Origin of the sequence: Streptomyces sp. NPDC006259 (genome assembly GCF_042870975.1) — a bacterium.
In the GTDB taxonomy this organism is placed as follows: domain Bacteria; phylum Actinomycetota; class Actinomycetes; order Streptomycetales; family Streptomycetaceae; genus Streptomyces.
In genome coordinates this window covers 248,673-271,495 of the sequence record NZ_JBIAHY010000006.1, presented here as the reverse complement: position 1 = coordinate 271,495, position 22,823 = coordinate 248,673, and the positions used below count along the sequence as shown (strand labels likewise).

Annotated in this window: 17 protein-coding genes, 1 tRNA gene and 1 pseudogene; 13 read left to right on the top strand and 6 right to left on the bottom strand. The window is 68.7% G+C overall.

Translation table 11 applies throughout. The features are described 5' to 3' along the window. Positions 1-200 precede the first annotated feature (200 nt). Positions 201-1,415: a Shedu anti-phage system protein SduA domain-containing protein gene (locus ACFYO5_RS25750; protein ID WP_388712864.1), complete on the top strand. Its 1,215-nt coding sequence runs from the start codon at positions 201-203 to the stop codon at positions 1,413-1,415. Continuing rightward, a complete protein-coding gene (locus tag ACFYO5_RS25745) occupies positions 1,412-1,735 on the top strand; it encodes a hypothetical protein (protein WP_388712861.1) in 324 nt (107 codons plus the stop codon). The genes ACFYO5_RS25750 and ACFYO5_RS25745 overlap by 4 nt, the downstream gene beginning before the upstream one ends. Positions 1,736-2,355: 620 nt before the next feature. Here ACFYO5_RS25745 and ACFYO5_RS25740 read toward each other — a convergent pair. From ACFYO5_RS25740 to ACFYO5_RS25730, 3 genes are all read right to left on the bottom strand, one after another. Continuing rightward, positions 2,356-2,844 carry a hypothetical protein gene (locus ACFYO5_RS25740; protein ID WP_388712858.1) on the bottom strand — a complete coding sequence of 163 codons (489 nt, stop codon included), beginning with the start codon at positions 2,842-2,844 and terminating at the stop codon, positions 2,356-2,358. 712 nt (positions 2,845-3,556) lie between these two features. After that, positions 3,557-3,835: a hypothetical protein gene (locus tag ACFYO5_RS25735; protein WP_388712855.1), complete on the bottom strand. Its 279-nt coding sequence runs from the start codon at positions 3,833-3,835 to the stop codon at positions 3,557-3,559. A gap of 287 nt (positions 3,836-4,122) precedes the next feature. Beyond that, complete coding sequence (locus ACFYO5_RS25730) at positions 4,123-4,488, bottom strand: hypothetical protein (protein WP_388712853.1); 366 nt, start codon at positions 4,486-4,488, stop codon at positions 4,123-4,125. A 688-nt stretch (positions 4,489-5,176) separates the two neighbouring features. On the opposite strand from ACFYO5_RS25730, the gene ACFYO5_RS25725 reads away from it, so the two are divergent. Both ACFYO5_RS25725 and ACFYO5_RS25720 read left to right on the top strand, forming a co-directional pair. After that, complete coding sequence (locus ACFYO5_RS25725; RefSeq protein WP_388712851.1) at positions 5,177-5,548, top strand: DUF5958 family protein; 372 nt, start codon at positions 5,177-5,179, stop codon at positions 5,546-5,548. Positions 5,549-5,814: 266 nt separating this feature from the next. Then, positions 5,815-6,636: pseudogene (locus ACFYO5_RS25720) on the top strand (tyrosine-type recombinase/integrase); the annotation flags it as partial. 49 nt (positions 6,637-6,685) lie between these two features. On the opposite strand, the gene ACFYO5_RS25715 reads toward ACFYO5_RS25720, so the two are convergent. Beyond that, positions 6,686-6,759, bottom strand: a tRNA-Gly gene (locus ACFYO5_RS25715). A gap of 663 nt (positions 6,760-7,422) precedes the next feature. Between ACFYO5_RS25715 and dcd the strand changes: the two genes are divergently transcribed. From dcd to ACFYO5_RS25700, 3 genes are all read left to right on the top strand, one after another. Beyond that, positions 7,423-7,998, top strand: a complete 576-nt coding sequence (gene dcd / locus ACFYO5_RS25710; RefSeq protein WP_356560835.1) for a dCTP deaminase — start codon at positions 7,423-7,425, stop codon at positions 7,996-7,998. A gap of 7 nt (positions 7,999-8,005) precedes the next feature. After that, positions 8,006-8,515 (top strand): phosphoribosyltransferase, encoded by a 510-nt coding sequence (locus ACFYO5_RS25705; RefSeq protein WP_388712848.1) that lies wholly within the window; start codon positions 8,006-8,008, stop codon positions 8,513-8,515. Positions 8,516-8,900: 385 nt separating this feature from the next. Next, positions 8,901-10,223 carry a phosphatase PAP2 family protein gene (locus tag ACFYO5_RS25700; RefSeq protein WP_388712845.1) on the top strand — a complete coding sequence of 441 codons (1,323 nt, stop codon included), beginning with the start codon at positions 8,901-8,903 and terminating at the stop codon, positions 10,221-10,223. Positions 10,224-10,419: 196 nt separating this feature from the next. Here ACFYO5_RS25700 and ACFYO5_RS25695 read toward each other — a convergent pair whose 3' ends face one another. Beyond that, positions 10,420-11,427 carry a Yip1 family protein gene (locus ACFYO5_RS25695; protein ID WP_388712842.1) on the bottom strand — a complete coding sequence of 336 codons (1,008 nt, stop codon included), beginning with the start codon at positions 11,425-11,427 and terminating at the stop codon, positions 10,420-10,422. A gap of 368 nt (positions 11,428-11,795) precedes the next feature. Then, on the bottom strand, positions 11,796-14,087 hold the full coding sequence (locus tag ACFYO5_RS25690; RefSeq protein ID WP_356560827.1) for a heterodisulfide reductase-related iron-sulfur binding cluster: 2,292 nt from the start codon (positions 14,085-14,087) through the stop codon (positions 11,796-11,798). A gap of 217 nt (positions 14,088-14,304) precedes the next feature. On the opposite strand from ACFYO5_RS25690, the gene ACFYO5_RS25685 reads away from it, so the two are divergent. From ACFYO5_RS25685 to ACFYO5_RS25660, 6 genes are all read left to right on the top strand, one after another. Further along, positions 14,305-15,492 (top strand): MraY family glycosyltransferase, encoded by a 1,188-nt coding sequence (locus ACFYO5_RS25685; protein WP_388712838.1) that lies wholly within the window; start codon positions 14,305-14,307, stop codon positions 15,490-15,492. Between the two features lie 95 nt (positions 15,493-15,587). Then, complete coding sequence (gene dnaK, locus ACFYO5_RS25680) at positions 15,588-17,432, top strand: molecular chaperone DnaK (RefSeq protein WP_388712835.1); 1,845 nt, start codon at positions 15,588-15,590, stop codon at positions 17,430-17,432. Next, positions 17,429-18,082: a nucleotide exchange factor GrpE gene (gene grpE, locus ACFYO5_RS25675; protein ID WP_356560821.1), complete on the top strand. Its 654-nt coding sequence runs from the start codon at positions 17,429-17,431 to the stop codon at positions 18,080-18,082. The genes dnaK and grpE overlap by 4 nt, the downstream gene beginning before the upstream one ends. 36 nt (positions 18,083-18,118) lie before the next feature. After that, complete coding sequence (gene dnaJ, locus ACFYO5_RS25670; RefSeq protein WP_388712831.1) at positions 18,119-19,306, top strand: molecular chaperone DnaJ; 1,188 nt, start codon at positions 18,119-18,121, stop codon at positions 19,304-19,306. 5 nt (positions 19,307-19,311) lie between these two features. Beyond that, the gene (locus ACFYO5_RS25665) at positions 19,312-19,764 is read left to right on the top strand and encodes a heat shock protein transcriptional repressor HspR (protein WP_356560817.1); all 453 of its coding nucleotides are present in this window, start codon (positions 19,312-19,314) and stop codon (positions 19,762-19,764) included. A 600-nt stretch (positions 19,765-20,364) separates the two neighbouring features. Then, entirely contained in the window at positions 20,365-21,480 is a 1,116-nt protein-coding gene (locus tag ACFYO5_RS25660; protein ID WP_356560815.1) for a substrate-binding domain-containing protein, read from the top strand. Positions 21,481-22,823 lie beyond the last annotated feature (1,343 nt).

The following is a 22,823-nucleotide window of genomic DNA, read 5'->3' as shown; positions in this document are numbered from 1 at the left end:
CCGCAGGGTGCCGGATTCGCCACCTCGGCACCAGCGGTCGGGAAGACGCTGCACTGGCTCTGGGACGCGAACCCGGCGCGTGGTACGGGTTGGCTTGGGAATCTTCTTCGTGAAGAGAGGCTTTCGGGAGCGGCCGACGCCAGAGATCACCCGAGACGGTTGCCGGTGTTGTTGTCAGTGCCCGGCCCTAGTGTGCACACGTGACATTTCGATCCGGCTTCACGCTCTGGCAACTGGTCCGGACGGCACGGGAACTCACTGAGGATGCGCGCGTCCGGGAGCGCGTCGACGCGGTGCTGCACATCATGGGTGGCCTCGGTGGGACGTACGGCAAGGGCAGGTCCCTGGTGAACGCCTTGGAGGACGTGGCGCAACAGGCCATCCTTCAGGGCGACTTCGCATTCGCCCAGCGCTTTCAGCGCTTTGCCGCCTATGCCGGAGGTGAACTGTTCCTCGACATTCTTGAGAACTACTACGACGACGAAGCCCGACAGCGCAGCGAGAAGCACATGCGCCGGATGGCTGCCTTGGGTGCGGACAGGGCGGTCGCCGCCCTGGACGTCCTGTGCCGCGACAGGCCCGACGCAAGCGCCGCCGACGCCCGTGACCTCTTTCGCGGCATAGCCCAGTCCGTCGACTACTTGGGCCTCGGGGATGGCGAGGGCGGGATCCGGCTCTCCACCAAGGAGGTGAGGCAACTCCAGAAATACGGACACATGGAGATGGTCCTCCGCACCCTGCCCCGACCCGCCTCCGCCGAGACCGCCCGGATGATGAGTGACGTCCTGGCCGATGTCGACGCCGGCATACTGGCCCAGTTGCTCGAACTGCGGGCCAGGCAAGTTGGTCTGGCGGCACTGCGTGCCGCGGTGGAGGACCCGAACAGTTCCGAGAGTGCCCTCCATGGCTGTCTGAAGAACCAGGAGTGGATCTTCGGCGGGGCCTACGTCGCCGAGCTGGCACGTCGGCAGTACACCCCGGACGCCATCCTCGACGTCCCGCTCCTGCGCGGCGACGGCTCCCTGCACGTAGTGGAACTCAAGCGCGCCAACATCAAGGACCTGGTCATACGACGTTCCGGCCACCTCATGCTGGGTGCCCCGGCGCACCGCGCGGTCTCCCAGGCGCAGAACTACCTCCGTGCAATGGACGAGAACCGCCCGAGCATCCTGGCCGAGCACGGAGTCGACACCCGCCGGGCGTCGGCGACGGTCGTGATCGGCCATCCGCGGTACGTGACCGGGGACGTCACGTCCCAGGAGATCGCGGAGACGCTGCGAACCTACAACACGCACCAGGCGCGCATAGAAGTGATCACGTACGAGACCCTGCTGGATTCAGCCTCACGCATGCTGGCTCTGTCATCGGCACGGCAGGACGCAGACCCCGACCCGGACGAGGAGTCCGCCGCATGACCGAGACACCACCCGCGATCGAACCGCTGCTGGCCCGCTTGTGCGGGGGCGAGGTCACCGACAAGGACTACGTCGGATACTTCATGAACGAATACGGAGAGGAACTCGTGTTCGCCCAGCGTCGGGGCGGGAAAACCGCTCGGCTCTGGCACAGCGACGCGGACTGGGAGATGTACCTCGTCAGCGACCATTCCATCCGGCTCGACGGCCCGATGGACGGGATGATCACCGTTGCCGACCTGATCATCAACCGCGAGGAGGCGACATGGCTGTCCTCCTGCCTCGCCGCCTCCCGCCATCTACGGCAGAGACGGACCTGACCACCTCCCTGTGCTGAGGTCTCAACGGATGGGCCTGCCTCAGGGGGGCGGCCGGGCCCCTGTACATGAGCCCTGCTCTGCCCGGATGTCCTCCGCCCCGCTGTCCGTGACTCGGTCGCCTGCGGCCGGAGTGGTCATCGTCTGCACGTACGGCATCGCGGGCAACATCGCCGAGCTTGGTCACGGGCGCGCAAAAACGGCGTGCGGCGTCAGCGTTGTAGCTGCAGTCGCCATGAGGCCGACATCGAAGCGGGCGGGAGGCCGCTCGGGTACTCTCTGGCGACCCGCTCTGATGCAGGCTCCTTCGCGGTCAAGCGCCCGCCTCCGCAAAAAATCGCATCCATTCACGACGGCGTGCAGTGTGGGGCGGGTGTCCGTTTGTCAGGGAACGGCGGGCTGAGGGCTCGAACCGCGCGAACTCTCGCTCAGCTACGTCACAGAGCAGATCAGCACCGTGCTGCGATGCGGGCGGCCTACCGCCTCGAGGAGCTGGTGCCCTCCGCGTGCCCAATCGTCGAGGGCGGGGATCTGGGGGCGTCTCCGGGTAGGGGACCGCTGTTCCCCGTGGCTCCCCGCAGTATCTGGCACGGGTCTGGCACGAGCGCGTTCAGGCGGGTCAGTCAGTCACGCCGCGCCCTCGGCACGCCGATACCGGATCCAAGATCGGTGGAGACGGTCAACGAGTGGGCCGCGGTCCTGAGACTGTTCTCCCATCCTGGGAGTTCGTCCGCGCTCATCCACTCGCTGTAGTCCGCTGCGATGGAGAGGAACTGTGTCTCCTCCGGGGTGCGGGCTGCGACCGTTATCGACAGTTGGTCGACCACATCCTTGGGGCTCAGCTCAGCATTCGCGAGACCTACCGCGAGGCTCACGAGGAGCCGGCGGCCGGCTGTCTCTTCATCGGGAAGGGGTACGCCGAGTTCGTCCAGGGCCTGGACATACAGTTCGCGGATCTCGGCCTCGTCGCTCCTGCGTGGCAGGCCGGCCAGTTCACGCAAGGCGGGGGAATCACGCCCATCGACGAGTGCATGAGCAGCAAGCATCGGGAGTTCCTCGGGTGGGAGTACCTCCGCCACATACCGCCAAGCGCTGCGCTGCAACCGGTCCATGCACACATCGTGAGACTAACGGAGACTTCCTGACCACCTGATTTGTCGATCTGACCTGGGCTTCTGTAGGGAGCGACCTCCTCTTCGTCCCGAAGCAACTTGTGTGGGTCCTCGACCTGGAGTTGGTGTGCCTCTCACCTGTTGTGATGCTCTGCAGACGTCCATGCTTGTTCGCGGTCGTTCATCGGCGCTGTCACACAGTTCGACACTCACCCCGTGCCTCTGCATCACTTCTTACGGCGCTTGCTCGCCTTCTTCTTCTGTTCGACTTGGCCACGCTTCGTCCAGTCGCCTTGGTGGCGGTAGCAGCGCGACGTGCCCTTCATCGTCTTGTTCTGACAACGTCCCCCCGCCGACGTCGGCCAACCGCACTTCCCTTGCTTCCACGCGCCCACCGTCCACCCCCGGTAGTTCGGCTTCAAGGTCGGCACCCAGCGTGCGTCGCCGTGTAGCCATCGGGTAGGGCGCACGGCCGGCGCAGCAAGAGCGTCATGTGCACGCGAGTTGGTACAGGCAGCACCGTCGCACGTGCACGCTTTGCAACTGTGGTGGTGAAGCGCTGGGCTAGGGTCAGGGGCGTTCACCTGCGGTCATGAACGGCTGGCCGTCGGTGCGGGGACGGCTTCGGATCGCCTGAACGTCCCTGTACTGCGCTGAATGAGACGGGGACTGAGACAGGCGTAGGCGTCTAGCCGGTACAGGTGTCGTCGAGCTATAGGCCGCGAAGTGCCTCGTAGAGGTCGCCGTACGCGCTCCAGCAGGTGATGCTGCCGTCGTCGTTGAGACTGCCCATGTACCAGTCGTCATCGTTCACGGCTTTCACCAGGCAGAGCCCGTGGAATCCCAAGACGATCTCGGGGTGGAGCCGCTCACCTTGTGCCGGCCAACCGGTCACAACTCGATCGATGTCGAGAGATGTGGCCTCCCAGTCGCCGGAGACCTTACGGATCTCCTCCAGGGTCCAACCTGCCGGGAGCTGCCTGCCTGTCATCCAATGATGATGACAGCCACCACACGGGCCGAGGGCGGCACGGCTTCTCAGAGCACCGCTTTAGGAGTTCGGTCCGAGTCCGCTCCAGCCGCTGCCGGTAACTGGTGCGACGGCCGGACCGAGCTGCTGCTGTACGCTCCCGTGCGGCGTCGTGATGTCAGCCGTGGATGTCAGAGACCTTCTGATCCGTAGCTCTGGAGAGATTGGTCATCGGAGGTCATACAGGCTGTGGGGAGGGTCGTGGTGGCCGATGTTGGGTGCTGACGGTTGCTGCTGTCCAGCAACGGCTACCAGTCCCGCCAGTTGTCCGTGATCTCAGTGCGGCTGATACCTCGCCTCGCTGCCAGAGCAGGGACGTCGATGCCGTGTTCCGTCAAGGTTTGATCGATGTAGAGGCACAGCTCTTCACGCTCTTCAGTCTCATAGCCGGCGCCGTCGTGGTCCTCGTTGATTGCGTTCAGCACCAGAACGACACGCTTGATCGCTTCGAAGACCTGCTCGTCGTCCTGGTCCCGGAGCGCTTCCACATCCAGCTCGAACGCGCGCAGTGCCTCATCCGTCGCTGCCAAAAGCGACTCAGGGAAGAGCTCCGACAGGAAAGCATCGCTCGGGGCCCGTGTCCCCACGGCGAGCTCCGCTGCCTCTTCGTCCACGCGCGAACGCCAACGTGCTGATGGTCTGATTGCCATGTCCTGGACCGTGAGCCCAGGCTGTGACAATGCCGTTGCTGCGCACGCTGTTCCAACTGTGGTGGTGGAGTGGTGCGCGTTGTTCGTGGGCGTTTACCTGGGTTCATGCGCGGTCGGTCGTCTGAGCGGCTGCCGCCTCCGGTCTCATCTGAATGGCCGCGAACGGCACTGAATGAGACGGAAACTGAGACGGGTCGCGGGGCCGGGCTCGCTAGCGTCTTCGCTGTTGGCGGGGATGCCATGACACTGGTCCGCAAGGGATCACGACGGATCGTCGTTAACGGCGCGGCTTACCGCTGGCGGCTGCGAGGCAGGCCGACCTACTTCCAGGGCTTGACCTGGGGCGCCGTGCACGTTCGCGGTCGAGCACTCAGACACTCCAGGAGTGACGCTCGTGGTCATCACCAACCAGCCGCATTCGAGCAACTGGATCGGACGCGCGGCTGAGCCAGTACAGCCGTCCCGCGTTGCCGCGGCCATTCGGCTCGCCCTGCGTTGAGGCTTGGTTCCCGACGATTCCGGGTTCTGCGTTCCACCTCGACCAGTCCGCTGGCTTCACGCCTGCGTCCTGAACAGCAAAGGAATCGATGAACGTACTGTCGGCCTGAACTGAGTCGGGAGGTAACCGGGGTTGTACGCACATGAGGTGGTCGTGAACGAGCTCGCGCAGGGACTCAGGCCGACGGTCGAGGGTGTCGAGTGGTTCGAGGGTCTCTCGGAGGATGACCAACGCAAGGTCGTGCGTGCTCTGGTGCTGTTCTGCGGGCAGGCCCGCGCCTGCGAGGACAATGTGCCGGAGAGCATCGCGCGTTCTGGCATTCGTCCCACTCACACGCCGGCGGTGATGCTCACGAAGTGGCGCTTCGGGATGGCGGCGCTACCAGCCTATGAACTCACCAAGTCCTTCCGCCTACTCGTCGCCCTCTTCAGCATCGCGGATACCCGCAGGCGGACGCGGCATTGCGCCGATGGGTGCGGACACGAGTGGCACAATCTGTCGGATCCGCTGCGGGATGCAACCTAGATGCCTTCTTGCCCTGGGTCTTGCCAGGGATCTCGGTGATCTGGGTTTTTGCTGGTCGGGAGTGGCGGCCTCGTGCGCCTGGTGGTCGTCGTTGGTCGTCCTTGGCCACTGGTGAGTGACGTCGGACTACCCAGGGACGGCCCAGCGTTGCCGCAGCCAGCTGACGGCCGGCACCCTCGCTACGGCCCGCTCTGCACCTCAGCCGACGACAGTCAGCCACGAGGGCGGGCGCGCCAACCGATCAGGCGCGCGTGTGCCTCGGGGGCGTCCGCGAGTGGCGTGCCGAACGGCTGCGGGCTACGGGCGCCAAGACGATCACCGCCAAGGCGTACCGGCTCCTCAAGGCCGTCATGGAGACGGCCGTGGACGACGAGCTGATCCAGCGCAACCCGTGCCGGATCAAGGGCGCAGGCAAGGAGAAGGCGGCTGAGCGGCGCATCGCCACCGTCGCCCAGGTCGACGCGCTCGCCGAAGCGGTGGGGATGCGGTGGCGGCTGATGGTCTACCTCGGCGCCTACGGTCCGATGCGGCCGGAGGAACTGGCGGGCCTTCGCCGCCGTGACGTCGACCTCGACAACCTCCGCGTCCGCGTCCGCCTCGCCGAGCCGGAACGGATGAACGGGCGACGCGTCCAGGGCGACACCAAGTCGGAGGCCGGGACCCGGACTGTGATCCTTCCCGCATTCCTTCACCGGGAGCTCCGCTGGCACCTGGAGTCGTTCGCCGAGCCGGGGCCCGACGGGCTTCTCTTCGTGGGGGAGAAGGGTGCGCCCTTCCGGCGTAGCACCTTCGGGTGAAGGTGGCGGAAGGCTCGGGAAGTCGTCGGCATGCCAGAGGGCTTCCGCTTCTACGACCTCCGCCACACGGGGCACACGCTGTCCACCCGGTCCGGTGCCACGCTCAAGGACACGATGGTCCGCGCCGGCCAGTCCTCCGAGAAGGCCGCGCTGATCTACCAGCACTCCGACAACGACCGACAGAAGGAAGTCGCAGCCGGCCTCGACGCCACCGTACGGAAGGCGCGGGCCGCCGCAGCCAAGGGAGCACGGGGCGAGCCTTCTGGCACGAATCTGGCACGCGGCGAGTGAACACGGAGGAAAGCAAAAAGGCCCGGGTCATTGACCTGGGCCTTCTTCGTGGAGCGGGTGACGAGAATCGAACTCGCGCTCTCAGCTTGGGAAGCTGATGTTCTACCATTAAACTACACCCGCGTAAGACGCCGGTCGGGCCGGTGTCTGATCGCGCGGTTACTCTACCTCATCCCTGGCCCCCGGTGCTGAAGCCCTGGGGGTCGAGTGCGTTCCAGGGGGTGGGATCCCTCTGTGTGGCGCCGGAGTTGGGGCGTACGGTGGAGGGGTGGGAAGAGGGGCCGCGTGTGGACGGAGTGCCGCTTGGAGGGTCGTCTTGTTCGTCCCGTAATGTGGCTTTCGTCGTCCGGCGAGCAGTAGTCGGACGCGGCTCTTGGGGAAGGGACTCATGGACTTGATGGAGCGCACCGTCGTCCGTTGTGCCGACGGGCACGTGTTCAGCACCGCTTCGTTCCCGATGCAGCAGGCCGAGCGGCTCGGTCCCGGACGGCTCGTCCGGTGTCCTCGGTGTGCCCGGCTCCGCAGTGTGGTGCCCGTCGCCCTCGAGAAGCGGTAGCCGCGAAGAGGCGGTAGCGGCGAGCGGCAGCAGCCGTACAGCAGTACCAGTGCCACCAGCACCAGCACCAGCACCAGCACCAGCAGTCGGCGGCGTGCAGTGGCAGCCGTCGTACCTGTGAGCAGCGAGGCGCGGCCCCCGCACACAGACAGCAGTACCGGCAGCAGCGGCCTGGCGCGCGGAGTCGTCCTGATGGTGGGCGGTCCGCGCGCCTTGCGTATCCTCGGGGCGTGCTTCTCTCTGACAAGGACATCCGGGCCGAGATCGACGCCGGACGGGTACGGATCGATCCCTACGACGAATCCATGGTGCAGCCGTCCAGCGTCGACGTGCGCCTCGACCGCTACTTCCGGGTGTTCGAGAACCACCGGTACCCGCACATCGACCCCTCGGTCGAGCAGGCGGACCTGACGCGGCTCGTCGAACCGGAGGGTGACGAGCCGTTCATCCTGCACCCCGGGGAGTTCGTCCTCGCCTCCACCTACGAGGTCATCACGCTCCCCGACGATCTCGCGTCCCGACTGGAAGGGAAGAGCTCCCTCGGCCGGCTCGGGCTCGTCACGCACTCCACGGCCGGTTTCATCGACCCGGGTTTCTCCGGGCACGTCACCCTGGAGCTGTCCAACCTCGCCACCCTGCCCATCAAGCTCTGGCCGGGCATGAAGATCGGGCAGCTGTGCCTGTTCCGGCTCAGCTCACCCGCCGAGCACCCCTACGGCAGTGAGCGGTACGGGTCCCGGTACCAGGGGCAGCGAGGCCCGACCGCCTCCCGCTCCTTCCTCAACTTCCATCGGAGCCAGGTGTGAGCGGCGTATGAGCGACGTGCGGGAGAACCTCACCTACGAGCGGTTCGGCGTCGCCGTCCGTGAACTCGCCCAGACCATCGCCGACGACGCCTACGAGCCCGACATCGTGCTGAGCATCGCTCGCGGCGGCGTCTTCGTCGCGGGAGGGCTGGCGTACGCCCTCGACTGCAAGAACCTCCATCTGGTGAATGTCGAGTTCTATACGGGCGTAGGCACCACTCTCGAGATGCCCGTCATGCTCGCGCCGGTGCCCAACGCGATCGACTTCTCCGACAAGAAGGTCCTGATCACCGACGACGTCGCCGATACCGGCAAGACGCTCAAGCTGGTGCGGGACTTCTGCCTCGACGCCGTCGCCGAGGTCCGCAGCGCGGTGATCTACGAGAAGTCGCACTCCCTCGTGAAGTGCGAGTACGTCTGGAAGCGCACCGACGACTGGATCAACTTCCCGTGGAGTGTGCTGCCTCCGGTCCACAGGTCCGGGGAAGCGGCCAAGCCGAACAAGGAAGCGCTCTGAACTGCGCGAACGTTCGCTTCCCGCCCAGAAGCGGAAGGAGGGGCCTCGGTGATTCCGAGGCCTTTCGTCATGTCCCGCCTCGCCCTCGCCATGTCCCCGCCTCCCCCTCCTCAGGTCCTGCCTCCCCCTCGGCAAACCGGTTTCGGCCTGCCACTTAACCGGTCCGCGCCGCGCCGCTAACATGTTCGAACTCGCGATGAACGCCCCTATGACCCCTCGTTCACCGGAAAACCATGACATCCGGCGTGATAAGTAACTCGGTCAGCCAAAATCTACTAAATCGGTCAGACAATTGATACCTAAAGCGTCGCGGGTGTTTTCGCGAACAAAAGGCAGAACCGCGTTCCCCGAAGGGCGTCGATCCCGGACGGTTCTCTGGGGCACGGTGAGTGCGGCGGCTCTCGGATTCGTCGTCGCGCTGGAGGGCTTCGCGCGGCACGAGGGCCTGCCCGGGCCGATCACCTGCCAGCTGCGCGAGGTGGTGTTCGCCCCCAAATCGGGATTCCTGCTGTACGCCAGCATGGCGTTGATGATGGTCGTGCTCACCTGGCGGCAACGGTTCGTCGCCGTGGCCGCCGCGATCGGTATCGACATCGCCTTCCTGGCGGGCCGCTGGGCGTTCGGCGTCGAGGTGACCGACGGCCACCCCTTCGGCAACGGCGCGCTGTGGGTGATTCTGGGCTGTGCGGTCATCGCCGTCACGCGCCGGACCGGCCGGGAGCGTGTCCTCCTGCTGAAGGGCGTCGGGCTGGGCCTGCTGCTGGTGGCCGGCCGCAAGGTCGGCGACACCTGGCTGGTCATCACGTCCAAGACCCGCCCCACCGTGCTCGACCAGTACATGGCGACCGCCGATCACGCGCTGGGCAACCCGTCGTGGGTGGCGGGCCGGATCGTCACGGCCACCGGCTCGATCGGCTTCAACCTTCTCGACGTCGTCTACGGCCAGCTCGCGGTGGCCGCCGTCGTCGTCGCGCTGTACCAACTGCGCAACGTGGCGGTCGAGCGCCGCTTCCCGCGCCACCACCTGGTGCGCACGTTCCTGGTGATCGGCCTCCTGGGCCCCGCCGTCTACATGATCTACCCGGTGGTCGGACCGGTCTTCGCCTACGGCACCGGTGCCGCGCACTGGGCGTCGGTCAGCCTGTGGTCGGAGACGCCGCCCAGCGTGCAGTGGGCGGTGGCCGACCTGTGGCCGGACACGCCGCCGCCGCTGACGCCCCCGCACCACATGCCGTTCGACGAGATCACTCCACGCAACTGCATGCCCAGCCTGCACACGGCGTGGGCCACCGCGATCTTCGTGCATTCCCGGAAGGGTCCGCGCGTTCTGCGGTTCGCGGGCACGTTCTGGCTGATCGCCACGCTCTGCGCGACGCTCGGATTCGGCTACCACTACGGCGTGGACCTCATCGCCGGAGTGGTGTTCGTGCTCACGGTCGAGGCCGCGCTGCGCGCGTTCGACCGCGGCTGGGATCGGTCGGGGATCCGGCTGGCCGCTTACGGCGCGGCGGTCTTCGCCGTACTCCTGGTGTCGTACCGCTTTCTGCCGTCGGAGATGGCCGAGTACCCGTGGCTGTCAGGACCGGTTCTCCTGCTGGCGATGGCCTCGGTGGTCTACGGCTATGTACGGACGACCGCACGGTGGGAGACGACGCCCGCACCGGCGCGGCTGCCGGAACCGCAACCCGAACCGATCCGAACCGTGTGACACCTCGACGGGGGTCGCGTCGCGCGCCGACGGCGGTCGCGTCGCGTCCCGCTCGGGGGTCACGCCCCGCACCGGGGGTCGCGCTCTCACGAGGAAGCCGTCATGAGGACGGCCGGCAACAGGGAAGGCCCCCGGCATACGCACCGGGGGCCTGCCTAGCAACGGTCGTGTCGGCCCGTGTCGGTCCGGGTCGGGCTCAGAACGTGCCCAGCTTCACGATCGACAGGATGGCGATCAGCTGGATCGCCGACGCGCCCAGGGCCTTCGGCCAGGGCAGGTCGTGGGAGCGGCTGACCATGAGGGTGAGGAGGGCGCCGGCGGCGACCCAGGTGGCCCAGCCCAGCAGCTGCACGAATGACGCGTCGCCGCCGGCGAACATCGCGACGACCAGGCGCGGGGCGTCCGTGAGGGACATGATCAGCATGGAGAGGCCGACCGTGGGCTGCCAGGCGCCGTCGCCGCCGAGCTGGCGGGCCACGGTGTGGGTGACGACGCCCAGGATGAAGGAGCTGAGCACCATCGCCACGGCCGTCGTCAGGACGATCGGGATGGCGTTGGACAGCGTCGCGTTGATCGTGTCCTGGCGCGTGTCGTCGAAGCCGAACACCGCGAGCAGGCCGTAGAGGAAGGTGACGACGAGGGCGGGGCCCCACATCGTGTAGTCCCGCATCCGGAGGAAGGTCTGGTTGGGGGACACGACGACGCCCCGCAGGAGTTCCTTCCAGTGCAGGCGCGGGCCGGTCGGACCGGCCGGGGCGGCGGCGCCCGCATGGTAGGTCTCGCCCTGGTTGTACTGCTGGTGGTCGTCGATCGAGAACGCCTGGGTGTGACCCGGGTTGTTCGCGGCGTACGGGTCGTGCGGGGGCGCGCCGTAGGGGTCGCCACCGCCGAAGTACTCCGGCTCGCCGCCGCCCTGGCCACCGCCGTTCGACGGGGGCCACTGCTGGCCTCCGCCTCCGCCGCCGTACTGCGGCCGCTGCTGCGGCGGGTACGGCTGCTGCGCCGGCGGGTAGCCGTGCGGGGGCGGCCCCTGGGGCGTCTGCCGCCCGTGGGGAGGGTCATGGGGTCGCGCTTGCGGGGCGCGGCCGTCCCGGCCGCCACGTCCGATCCTGAATCCAGCCACGTCATCGAACGTACCTGGTCCCGCAGAGTGACGTGCGGGGCCCGGCCCTCCGGAGGCGGCTTTGCTGCCGACCTGTGACATCCCCTAAGGGGAGACCCGTACGACCCGTCCGGGGCCCGTGGCGGGAGACCCGCACGACCTCCGGGAGCCGGGTGAGGGAGACCCGTACGACCGCCAGGAGCCCCCCATGGCGCCCGGATCAGCACGGGTGACCAAGGACCTCATGACCAGGACCTCACGGCCCGGGACGCCATGCCCCAGGACCTCACGACCTCATGACCTCGTGGCCCAGGACGCCATGACCCGAGACTTCCTGACCCGAAACCTCATGACCCGAGACCTCATGACCCTGGACCCCCAGGGTCCAGGGCCCGTGGCCCGGCCCCCGCACGACGACGCCCCCCCGTCCGCTCGGGACAGGGGGCGTCGCAACGTGCCGTCGTCGGCGGTCACTTCACCGGCTGGGGCTCCGGCTCGTTCTCCGACTCGGCCGCGCCGGCGGGGGGTTCGTCGTCGACCGGGGTCTTGACGGAGTCGAGGAGGAGCTGGGCGACGTCGACGACCTGGACGGACTCCTTGGCCTTGCCGTCGTTCTTCTTGCCGTTCACGGAGTCCGTGAGCATGACGAGGCAGAACGGGCAGGCGGTGGAGACGATGTCCGGGTTCAGGGACAGGGCTTCGTCGACGCGCTCGTTGTTGATGCGCTTGCCGATCCGCTCCTCCATCCACATCCGCGCGCCACCGGCGCCGCAGCAGAAGCCGCGTTCCTTGTGGCGGTGCATCTCCTGCTGACGCAGGCCCGGCACCGCGGACATGATCTCGCGCGGCGGGGAGTAGATCTTGTTGTGGCGGCCCAGGTAGCAGGGGTCGTGGTAGGTGATGAGGCCGTCGACCGGGGTCACCGGGATCAGCTTGCCCTCGTCGATGAGGTGCTGGAGCAGCTGGGTGTGGTGGATGACCTCGTAGTCGCCGCCGAGCTGCGGGTACTCGTTGCCGATGGTGTTGAGGCAGTGCGGGCAGGTGGCGACGATCTTCTTCGCGGACCGGGGCTTGCGGGACTCCTCGGTGACCTTGCCGTCGTCGTCGGTCTCCTCGCCGAACGCCATGTTCAGCGCCATGACGTTCTCCATGCCGAGTTCCTGGAACAGGGGCTCGTTGCCGAGGCGGCGGGCGGAGTCACCGGTGCACTTCTCGTCGCCGCCCATGATCGCGAACTTGACGCCCGCGATGTGGAGGAGTTCGGCGAAGGCCTTGGTGGTCTTCTTGGCGCGGTCCTCGAGGGCGCCGGCGCAGCCGACCCAGTACAGGTACTCGACCTCGGACAGGTCCTCGATGTCCCTGCCGACGACCGGGATCTCGAAGTCGACTTCCTTCGTCCACTCCAGGCGCTGCTTCTTCGCCAGGCCCCAGGGGTTGCCCTTCTTCTCCAGGTTCTTGAGCATCGTGCCCGCCTCGGAGGGGAACGACGACTCGATCATCACCTGGTAGCGGCGCATGTCGACGATGTGGTCGACGTGCTCGATGTCGACCGGGCACTGCTCGACGCAGGCGCCGCAGGTGGTGCAGGACCACAGGACGTCCGGGTCGATCACGCCGTTCTCCTCGGCGGTGCCGATGAGGGGGCGCTCGGCCTCGGCGAGAGCGGCCGCGGGGACGTCCTTGAGGGCCTCGGCGGACGCCTTCTCCTCGCCCTCCATCGTCTTGCCGCCGCCCGCCAGCAGGTAGGGCGCCTTTGCGTGCGCGTGGTCGCGCAGGGACATGATCAGGAGCTTGGGGGAGAGCGGCTTGCCGGTGTTCCAGGCGGGGCACTGCGACTGGCAACGCCCGCACTCGGTGCAGGTGGAGAAGTCCAGCAGGCCCTTCCAGGAGAACTGTTCGACCTGGGAGACGCCGAAGACGTCGTCGTCGCCGGGGTCGGTGAAGTCGATCGGCTTGCCGCCGGACGTCATCGGCGGGAGGGCGCCGAGAGCCGTGCCGCCGGAGGCCTCGCGCTTGAACCAGATGTTCGGGAAGGCGAGGAAGCGGTGCCAGGCGACACCCATGTTGGTGTTCAGCGAGACGACGATCATCCAGACGAAGGACGTCCCGATCTTGATCATCGCGGTGAGGTAGACGAGGTTCTGCAGCGCGCCGACCGACAGGCCCTTGAAGGCGAGCACCAGGGGGTACGAGGCGAAGTAGCCGGCCTCGTAGTGCTCGACGTGGTGCAGTGCGCCCTCGAGGCCGCGCAGCACGTAGATGGCGAGGCCGATGGTGAGGATCACGTACTCGACGAAGTACGCCTGACCGGCCTTGGAGCCGGCGAAGCGGGACTTGCGGCCGGGCCGCGTGGGCAGGCTCAGCAGGCGGATCACGATGAGCACGGCGATGCCGAGGATCGTCATCACGCCGATGAACTCGATGTACAGCTCGAACGGCAGGAACTCGCCGATGAGCGGCAGCGTCCAGTCGGCCTGGAACAGCTGGCCGAACGCCTGCGCCAGGGTGGGCGGCAGCGTCAGGAAGCCGACGGCCACGAACCAGTGGGCGAAGCCGACGATGCCCCAACGGTTCATGCGCGTGTGGCCGAGGAACTCGCGTACGAGTGTCACGCTGCGCTGGTAGGGGTTGTCGGTCCGGGTGCCGGCCGGGACCGGCTGGCCCAGCTTGAAGTACCGGACGAACTGGCCGATGGCGCGGGCGAGCAGGGCGACGCCGACCACGGTCAGGGCCAGCGACACGATGATCGCGGCGAGTTGCATGGGGGCTCCTCGGGCCTGCGAGGTTTGCGGGGTTTCGTCGGCGGCGCCGACATTACTAAGCGGTAACTTATGCAGTCCGTCTGAGAGTACCCCTATCTTGCGCCGCACTGTAGCCGGGCGCGGGGTGATCTGGATCGCTCAGGGTCACCTCAGGAATAGGGGAAATCTGACCGTGTTATTCGTACCAAATTGCTACATTCATGACTAATTTATATCCGTGCTCTACGGGATCGTCGCCGCCACCACCGCCCTGCTCCTCGCCGCCGTCCTCGCCGCGCTGCTGCGCGTCCCCGCCCTGCGCCTCGGACTGCTCGACCGGCGGCAGCGGCAGCGACGCGTTCCGCTGTCCGGGGGCGTCGCCGTCGTCCTCGCCACCTGCCTCGTCGTCGTCGGCGGCGACCGCACCGGATTCGCGCCGCTCGGCGAGGGCATGGGCACGCTCCTCGCCGCCGGGGCCGGCGCCGCCGCCCTCGGCCTGGTCGCGGACGCCTGGCGACTGAAGACACGTTTCCTCGTGGGCGGTACGGCGGTGGCGGCGGCCTTCGTCGTCCCGTACGGCGACACCGGTTCGCTCGCCGGAGTCGCCGCCGTCGGCTGGATCGCCTGCGTGGCCCTCGCCTTCCGGGCGCTCGACCACGCCGACGGGGTGGCCGGCACCGTCGGGGTCGTCACCGCCTTCGGCGTGGCCGCCTGCGCCGCGGCCGAGGTGATGGACGGTCTCGCGGTGCTGCTGAGCGTGCTCGCCGCCGCGCTGACGGGCTTCCTCATGCACAACTGGCCTCCCGCGCGCGTGGCCCTCGGCGGCTGCGGCGCCATGTTCACCGGCTTCCTGCTCGCCGCCGCCGCCGTCACCACGCGCGCGGGACAGGACACGGCCGTCGGGGCGGGCGTGCTGTTCGCGCTCACCGCGGTCGCCGTCGCCGACGCCCTTCTCGTCCTGTTGATCCGGCGCACGGCCGGGCGCCCGCCGCTGCGCCGTGGACCCGATCACCTCGCCCACCGGCTGCGGCGGCTCGGCCTCACGGCCGCGGGGGCGGCGGTCAGCCTCGGGGTGGCCGCCTTCGCGGGGGTGGCCGTGGGGGTGCTGGTCCACACGGGGCTGCTGGGCGCGCGGGCCGTGCTCTGGGTGGCGGGGGGTGTGCCGGTCGTCGTCCTGGTGCTGTGGCGCGTACGCGCGCGCGTGCCGGGACAGGTGTCCGCGGGCCGGGATCCGCGGACGGGCCACGCGGTGCCGGTGGGGCGCGCGGTCCCGTCGCGGCACCCCCCGGGCGACCGTCCGAGGCCTCGACGACAGTCCGTGTCGGCGGTCCAGCCCCCTCGGGAGTCGGTGGAATCACCCCCACGGGCAGCTCGCCGTAAGGCGTCCTCGCAGGTCAGCGGAGTCTTGCGTGTAAGGAACGGATAAGAGTTGAGTCTGCCTGACTCATGTCTGTTGACCCAGGGGTGAGTGTCGTGCACACTTGAGCCTGTTCCACTCAAGTCAGCTGGAGGAGAATCACCATGGCACGTGCGGTCGGCATCGACCTGGGCACAACCAACTCCGTCGTCAGCGTTCTGGAGGGCGGCGAGCCCACCGTCATCACCAACGCCGAGGGTGCCAGGACCACGCCGTCCGTCGTCGCCTTCGCCAAGAACGGCGAGGTGCTGGTCGGCGAGGTGGCCAAGCGCCAGGCGGTCACGAACGTGGACCGGACCATCCGCTCGGTGAAGCGCCACATGGGCACCGACTGGAAGATCCAGCTCGACGGCAAGGACTTCAACCCGCAGCAGATCTCCGCGTTCATCCTGCAGAAGCTGAAGCGGGACGCCGAGGCCTACCTGGGCGAGAAGGTGGCCGACGCGGTCATCACCGTCCCGGCGTACTTCAACGACTCCGAGCGCCAGGCGACGAAGGAAGCCGGTGAGATCGCCGGTCTCAACGTCCTTCGCATCGTCAACGAGCCCACCGCGGCCGCGCTCGCCTACGGCCTCGACAAGGACGACCAGACGATCCTCGTCTTCGACCTCGGTGGCGGCACCTTCGACGTGTCCCTCCTGGAGATCGGTGACGGCGTCGTCGAGGTGAAGGCCACCAACGGTGACAACCACCTCGGTGGTGACGACTGGGACCAGCGCGTCGTCGACTACCTGGTGCAGCAGTTCAAGTCCGGTCACGGCGTGGACCTCGCCAAGGACAAGATGGCCCTCCAGCGCCTCCGTGAGGCCGCCGAGAAGGCCAAGATCGAGCTGTCCTCGTCCACCGAGACCTCGATCAACCTGCCCTACATCACGGCGTCCGCCGAAGGCCCGCTGCACCTGGACGAGAAGCTCACGCGCGCCCAGTTCCAGCAGCTGACCGCGGACCTGCTGGAGCGCTGCAAGACGCCGTTCCACAACGTCATCAAGGACGCCGGCATCAACCTCTCCGAGATCGACCACGTCGTTCTCGTCGGCGGCTCCACCCGTATGCCCGCCGTGGCCGAGCTGGTCAAGGAGCTGACCGGCGGCCAGGACGCCAACAAGGGTGTGAACCCGGACGAGGTCGTCGCCATCGGCGCCGCCCTCCAGGCCGGTGTCCTCAAGGGTGAGGTCAAGGACGTCCTGCTCCTCGACGTGACCCCGCTGTCCCTCGGCATCGAGACCAAGGGAGGGATCATGACCAAGCTCATCGAGCGCAACACCACGATCCCGACCAAGCGGTCCGAGATCTTCACGACGGCCGAGGACAACCAGCCGTCCGTGCAGATCCAGGTCTACCAGGGCGAGCGCGAGATCGCGGCGTACAACAAGAAGCTCGGGATGTTCGAGCTGACCGGTCTGCCGCCGGCCCCGCGCGGCGTGCCGCAGATCGAGGTCGCCTTCGACATCGACGCCAACGGCATCATGCACGTGACCGCGAAGGACCTCGGCACGGGCAAGGAGCAGAAGATGACCGTCACCGGTGGCTCCTCGCTGCCGAAGGACGAGGTCGACCGCATGCGCCAGGAGGCCGAGCAGTACGCGGACGAGGACCACCGTCGCCGCGAGGCCGCCGAGGCCCGCAACCAGGGCGAGCAGCTCGTCTACCAGACGGAGAAGTTCCTCAAGGACAACGAGGACAAGGTCCCGGGCGAGATCAAGACCGAGGTCGAGAGCGCGATCGGCGAGCTGAAGGAAGCTCTCAAGGGCGAGGACACCGCCGAGATCCGTACCGCCACCGAGAAGGTCGCGGCCGTCTCCCAGAAGCTCGGCCAGGCCATGTACGCCGACGCCCAGGCCGGTCAGGCCGCCGGCGGCGAGGCTCCGGGCGAGGGCGCCAAGGCCGCCGACGACGACGTGGTGGACGCCGAGATCGTGGACGACGAGCGCAAGGACGGTGCCGCGTGACGGAGGAGACCCCGGGCTTCGAGGAGAAGCCCGACGTCCCCTCCGGCGCCACCCCTGAAGACGCCGAGCCGAAGGCCGACTCCTCCGCCGCGGCGGAAGAGGCGGCCCCGGCAGGGGACGCGAACCAGACCGTGGCACTGGTGGCCCAGCTGGACCAGGCCCGCAAGGCGCTCGACGAGCGCACGGCGGACCTCCAGCGGCTCCAGGCCGAGTTCCAGAACTACCGTCGCCGGGTCGAGCGGGACCGGGTCGCGGTCAAGGAGATCGCCAACGCGAACCTCCTGACCGAACTCCTGCCCGTGCTCGACGACATCGGCCGCGCCCGGGAACACGGCGAACTCGTCGGCGGGTTCAAGTCCGTCGCCGAGTCCCTGGAAACCGTCGCGGCGAAGATGGGCCTCCAGCAGTTCGGCAAGGAGGGCGAGCCCTTCGACCCGACGATCCACGAGGCCCTCATGCACAGTTACGCCCCGGACGTCACCGAGACGACGTGCGTGGCTATTCTCCAGCCCGGGTACCGGATCGGCGAGCGCACCATCCGACCCGCGCGCGTGGCGGTCGCCGAGCCCCAGCCCGGCGCGCAGGCCGGCAAGGGGGACGAGGCGGAGGCCGGCGACGACAAGGAGAGCGGTGGCCCGGACGAGGGCTGAGCTTGACAGGCGGACGAGGAAGGAGGGACGTCGAGGATGAGCACCAAGGACTTCATCGAGAAGGACTACTACAAGGTTCTCGGCGTCCCCAAGGACGCCACCGAGGCCGAGATCAAGAAGGCGTACCGCAAGCTCGCCCGCGAGTTCCACCCGGACGCCAACAAGGGCAACGCCAAGGCCGAGGAGCGCTTCAAGGAGATCTCCGAGGCGAACGACGTCCTCGGCGACCCCAAGAAGCGCAAGGAGTACGACGAGGCGCGCGCCCTCTTCGGCAACGGCGGCTTCCGTCCGGGGCCGGGCGCGGGCGGCGGCTCCTTCAACTTCGACCTGGGCGACCTCTTCGGGGGAGCCCAGGGCGGCGGCCAGGGAGCCGGCGGCTTCGGCGGCGGACTCGGTGACGTCTTCGGGGGCCTGTTCAACCGCGGCGGCCCGGGCGCGGGCACGGGCACCCGTACCCAGCCCCGGCGCGGCCAGGACATCGACACCGAGGTCACCCTCACCTTCACGGAAGCCATCGAGGGTGCGACGGTTCCGCTGCGCATGTCCTCGCAGTCCCCGTGCAAGGCCTGCTCCGGCACCGGCGACAAGAACGGCACGCCGCGCGTGTGCCCGACCTGCGTCGGCACCGGCCAGGTGGCGCGGGGCTCGGGCGGCGGGTTCTCCCTGACGGACCCCTGCCCGGACTGCAAGGGGCGCGGCCTGATCGCCGAGCACCCCTGCATGGAGTGCAAGGGCAGCGGCCGTGCCAAGTCCTCCCGCACCATGCAGGTCCGCATCCCGGCGGCCGTCACCGACGGGCAGCGCATCCGGCTGCGCGGCAAGGGCGCGCCCGGTGAGCGGGGCGGCCCGGCCGGCGACCTGTACGTGCTCGTCCATGTCGACGCGCACCCGGTCTTCGGCCGCAAGGACGACAACCTCACGGTGACCGTGCCGGTGACGTTCGCGGAGGCGGCGCTCGGCGGCGAGGTCAAGGTGCCCACGCTGGGCGGCCCGTCGCTCACGCTGAAGCTGCCGCCCGGCACGCCCAACGGGCGCACCATGCGGGCGCGCGGCAAGGGCGCGGTCCGCAAGGACGGCACCCGCGGCGATCTGCTGGTCACCGTGGAGGTAAGTGTTCCGAAGGACCTCTCGGGGAAGGCTCGTGACGCACTGGAGGCGTATCGCGAGGCGACCGCGGGTGAGGACCCGCGGGCGGAGCTGTTCGAGGCAGCGAAGGGAGCTTGAGAGTGATGGACGGCCGTCGGCGCAATCCGTATGAACTGACCGAGGAGACCCCGGTCTACGTCATCTCGGTGGCGGCCCAGCTCTCCGGCCTGCACCCGCAGACACTGCGCCAGTACGACCGCCTGGGCCTGGTGTCCCCGGACCGCACTGCCGGCCGGGGCCGCCGTTACTCGGCCCGCGACATCGAACTGCTGCGCACCGTCCAGCAGTTGTCGCAGGACGAGGGCATCAACCTGGCGGGCATCAAGCGGATCATCGAGCTGGAGAACCAGGTCCTGGCCCTCCAGTCCCGCATGGCGGAACTCGAGGCGGCGCTGGACGGCGCGGCGGCGGCGATGCGGCAGCGCGAGGCCGCGGTGCACGCCTCCTACCGGCGCGATCTGGTGCCGTACCAGGAGGTCCAGCAGAGCAGCGCGCTGGTGGTGTGGCGGCCGAAGCGCCAGCAGCCGTCGGACTGACGGTTCATCAAGGTGTGCGAGGGGCCCGGAGGTTGATTCCTCCGGGCCCCTCGGCGTGCGGTACGGGTGGATCGGCCTCCCGGCGGCGCTGCCGTCCGCTCGGGACGCCCCCTGAAGGCGGTGTCCGCACGCGGGCCTCCCCGCGCGGTCCTCACGGCCGCACCTGCACGGCGCACGGGCGAGACACGGATGGCCGCCGCGCGGGGCGGACGCGGTGACACCGGTGGGGACGCCGCGGGTCGCGGCGAGGACGGCCGTCGCGAGGTGGCCGACTTCGTGCGGACTTCTGTTCGGGTGAGGGCGGCCGGGCGTCCGTTCGCTCTCGTGGAGGCGGCCGGACGCTCCGTCGCGGTCACGGCCCGTGAGGAACGAACGGGGTCGCGCGTTCGTCTGTCGGGGTGTGAACTCGCGTTGCGTGGAGGGTCCGTGAAGGCCGCCGGGAGAGGTTTCCGTCTCGTCTCCATGCGTCTTCACGTGGTGAGCGGAGCGTGATGTTGTCACTTCGTTAAGTAGTACGGCTTGACGCCGACGGTGGCCGCCGCGTTGGCTTTTGAGCCACCTGGGTCAACATGTCGCACCCATGTCCGGAACGCACCTGAAGTGAGCCCTCGAATGCGTCGTATCGCCATAGCCGTGGCTGCCTCCACGATGTCCCTCTCGCTCGCCGGATGCGGGATGCTGAGCGCGACGGAGGACAGTGGCGAAGCGACCCCGACGAAGAGCAACGACATCACCGTCGGCGTGCTGATGCCGGAGAAGACGAACACCCGGTACGAGGAGTTCGACTACCCCATCATCAAGGCGAAGGTCGCCTCCCTCACCAACAACAAGGGCAAGACCGAGTACGCCAACGCGGATGCCAAGAGCGCGACGCAGGTGACCCAGATGGAGCGGATGATCGACGAGAAGGTCGACATCATCCTGCTCGACGCCGTCGACTCGCACGCCGTCGCGGACACCGTGCAGAAGGCCAAGGACGCCGGCATCCCGGTCATCGCCTACGACCGTCTCGCCGAGGGCCCGATCGACGCGTACGTCTCCTTCGACAACGAGCTGGTCGGCGAGGTGCAGGGCCGCACCCTCGTCGAGTCGCTCGACGCGCCCAGCACCGCCGACAAGATCGTCATGATGAACGGCTCGCCCACCGACCCGAACGCCAAGCAGTTCAAGAGCGGCGCGATGTCGGAGCTGAGCGGGCGGGTGACGATCGCCGAGTCCTTCGACACCAAGGACTGGAGCCCGGAGGTCGCCCAGTCCAACATGGCCGAGGCGATCAAGAACATCGGCAAGGGCAACATCGCGGCCGTCTACTCCGCCAACGACGCCATGGCCGGCGGCATCATCAAGGCCCTGCGCGCCGCGGGCGTCGAGGACCTGCCGCCGATCACCGGCCAGGACGCCGAGCTGCCCGCGGTGCAGCGGATCCTCAGCGGCGAGCAGTACATGAGCGTGTACAAGCCCTACCCGCAGATGGCGGAGGCGGCCGCGGAGATGGCCGTCGCCAAGGTGCAGGGCCGCGACATCGAGTTCGACGCCCTGACCCGCGACAAGATCGACAGCCCCACCAACAAGGAGATCCCGGCCCAGCTGGTCACCGTGGTGGCGCTGACGAAGAAGAACATCAAGGAGACCGTCATCGCGGACGGCATCTACAAGGCGTCCGACATCTGCACGGCCAAGTACGCCGCCGCCTGCCAGGCCCTCAAGCTGAACTGACCGGCGCGAGTGGCGGCGGACGGCGGCGGACGGCGGCACCCGCCCGGTGCTCGTCGTCCGCGGCGAGCGGGGCGAGCGGGACGCCCCGGAGCACCGCCGGCGCCGCCGTGCTGCGGGAGGTCGGCGGAAGGTCGGCGGAAGGCCGTATGCCGGACCGCTCGGCCACGGCCGCCGGGGCGAAGCCGTCCGTGTGCCGTCCACGTGCCGTGGGTTCGACGGCGGAACGGGCGTACGACCTCCGCCCACGACCGGAGCAGGCGGGGCTCGCCGGCGGGCGAGCCGGACCCGGATCCGGATCCGGATCCGCGGGGCGTTGGTGCCCGTGCGGCGACTCCACCGGAACGTCGGCGTCACACCCTCGTCGCCGAGGAGTCCCACCACATCATTCGGCCACGACCGCGTCGGCCGGAACGAGCCCTCGGCCTCAGCGCCCCTGAGGGGCTCCTGTGCGGCGTTCGCGCCACCGGATGGACTCCACCGTCGCCTCCGGCGGGCCGCCCGTCACACCCCCGGTGAGCGCCCTTGTGGGGGCAGCGCCACAGGTCCCCCGGCCGAATTCCCCGGCCGAGCCCCCTGACGCGGGACCCGTCGGTGCGGGTGCGGGTGGGGTGGACCGGTGGGGGCGGGGTCCACCGGCGACCGCGCCGCGGGTGTCGCTCGCACTGCCCGTGCTGCCGGTGGCGGCGTCCACGCGCGCTTGCCGCCGTGCCTTCCTGCCGCCGCTGCCCCGTACGCCGTGCCGCGCGCGTGGCGTCCGCGCCGCCATGCCGCCCGTGCTCGGGTCGCCGGTGCCGCGCCCTGGGCCGTCCGTTGGGCCTGCGCCCCGTCCCGCGCCCCCGATTTCGCGCTGTCGGTGCCGTCTGCCGCCTGTGCCGTCTGCCGCCTGCCGTCTGCCGTCTGCCGTCTGCCGTCTGCCGCCTGTGCCGCCTGTGCCGCCTGCGCGGCCGGTTGTCGGTGCCGCGCCCACGCGCGTGGGCCGCCGTGCCTCTCGTGTCGCCCGTGCCTGGTATGCCGTGCCGCGCGCGTGGCGTCCGCGCCGCCATGCCGCCCGTGCTCGGGTCGCCGGTGCCGCGCCCTGGGCCGTCCGTTCGGCCTGTGCCCCGTCCCGCCCCCGACTGCGTGCTGTCGGCGCCGTGTCCCGCCCGTTGCTCCAGGGCTTCCGGCCCTCCCCGCCCCCCGCCACTCAAGCCGCCAGATATGTCCGCGCTGCCGGTCGCCGTTACCGTCTCGCCGCTTGTGCCGCCCGTGCTCTCCCTTCCCGCTCCCACGCGGTCCTGGCCCCACCTGGCCACCCGGCCCTCTCCTCGCCCGCATCGACCGGTCCGCGTACCAGGCCTGCCCGC

Coding starts and splice junctions, on each gene's coding strand:
- ACFYO5_RS25740 (WP_388712858.1), bottom strand. CDS start 2,844: ATGGACCGGTTGCAGCGCAGCGCTTGGCGGTATGTGGCGGAGGTACTC.
- ACFYO5_RS25735 (WP_388712855.1), bottom strand. CDS start 3,835: ATGACAGGCAGGCAGCTCCCGGCAGGTTGGACCCTGGAGGAGATCCGT.
- dnaJ (WP_388712831.1), top strand. CDS start 18,119: ATGAGCACCAAGGACTTCATCGAGAAGGACTACTACAAGGTTCTCGGC.
- ACFYO5_RS25690 (WP_356560827.1), bottom strand. CDS start 14,087: ATGCAACTCGCCGCGATCATCGTGTCGCTGGCCCTGACCGTGGTCGGC.
- ACFYO5_RS25695 (WP_388712842.1), bottom strand. CDS start 11,427: ATGTCACAGGTCGGCAGCAAAGCCGCCTCCGGAGGGCCGGGCCCCGCA.
- ACFYO5_RS25705 (WP_388712848.1), top strand. CDS start 8,006: ATGAGCGACGTGCGGGAGAACCTCACCTACGAGCGGTTCGGCGTCGCC.
- ACFYO5_RS25665 (WP_356560817.1), top strand. CDS start 19,312: ATGGACGGCCGTCGGCGCAATCCGTATGAACTGACCGAGGAGACCCCG.
- ACFYO5_RS25745 (WP_388712861.1), top strand. CDS start 1,412: ATGACCGAGACACCACCCGCGATCGAACCGCTGCTGGCCCGCTTGTGC.
- dnaK (WP_388712835.1), top strand. CDS start 15,588: ATGGCACGTGCGGTCGGCATCGACCTGGGCACAACCAACTCCGTCGTC.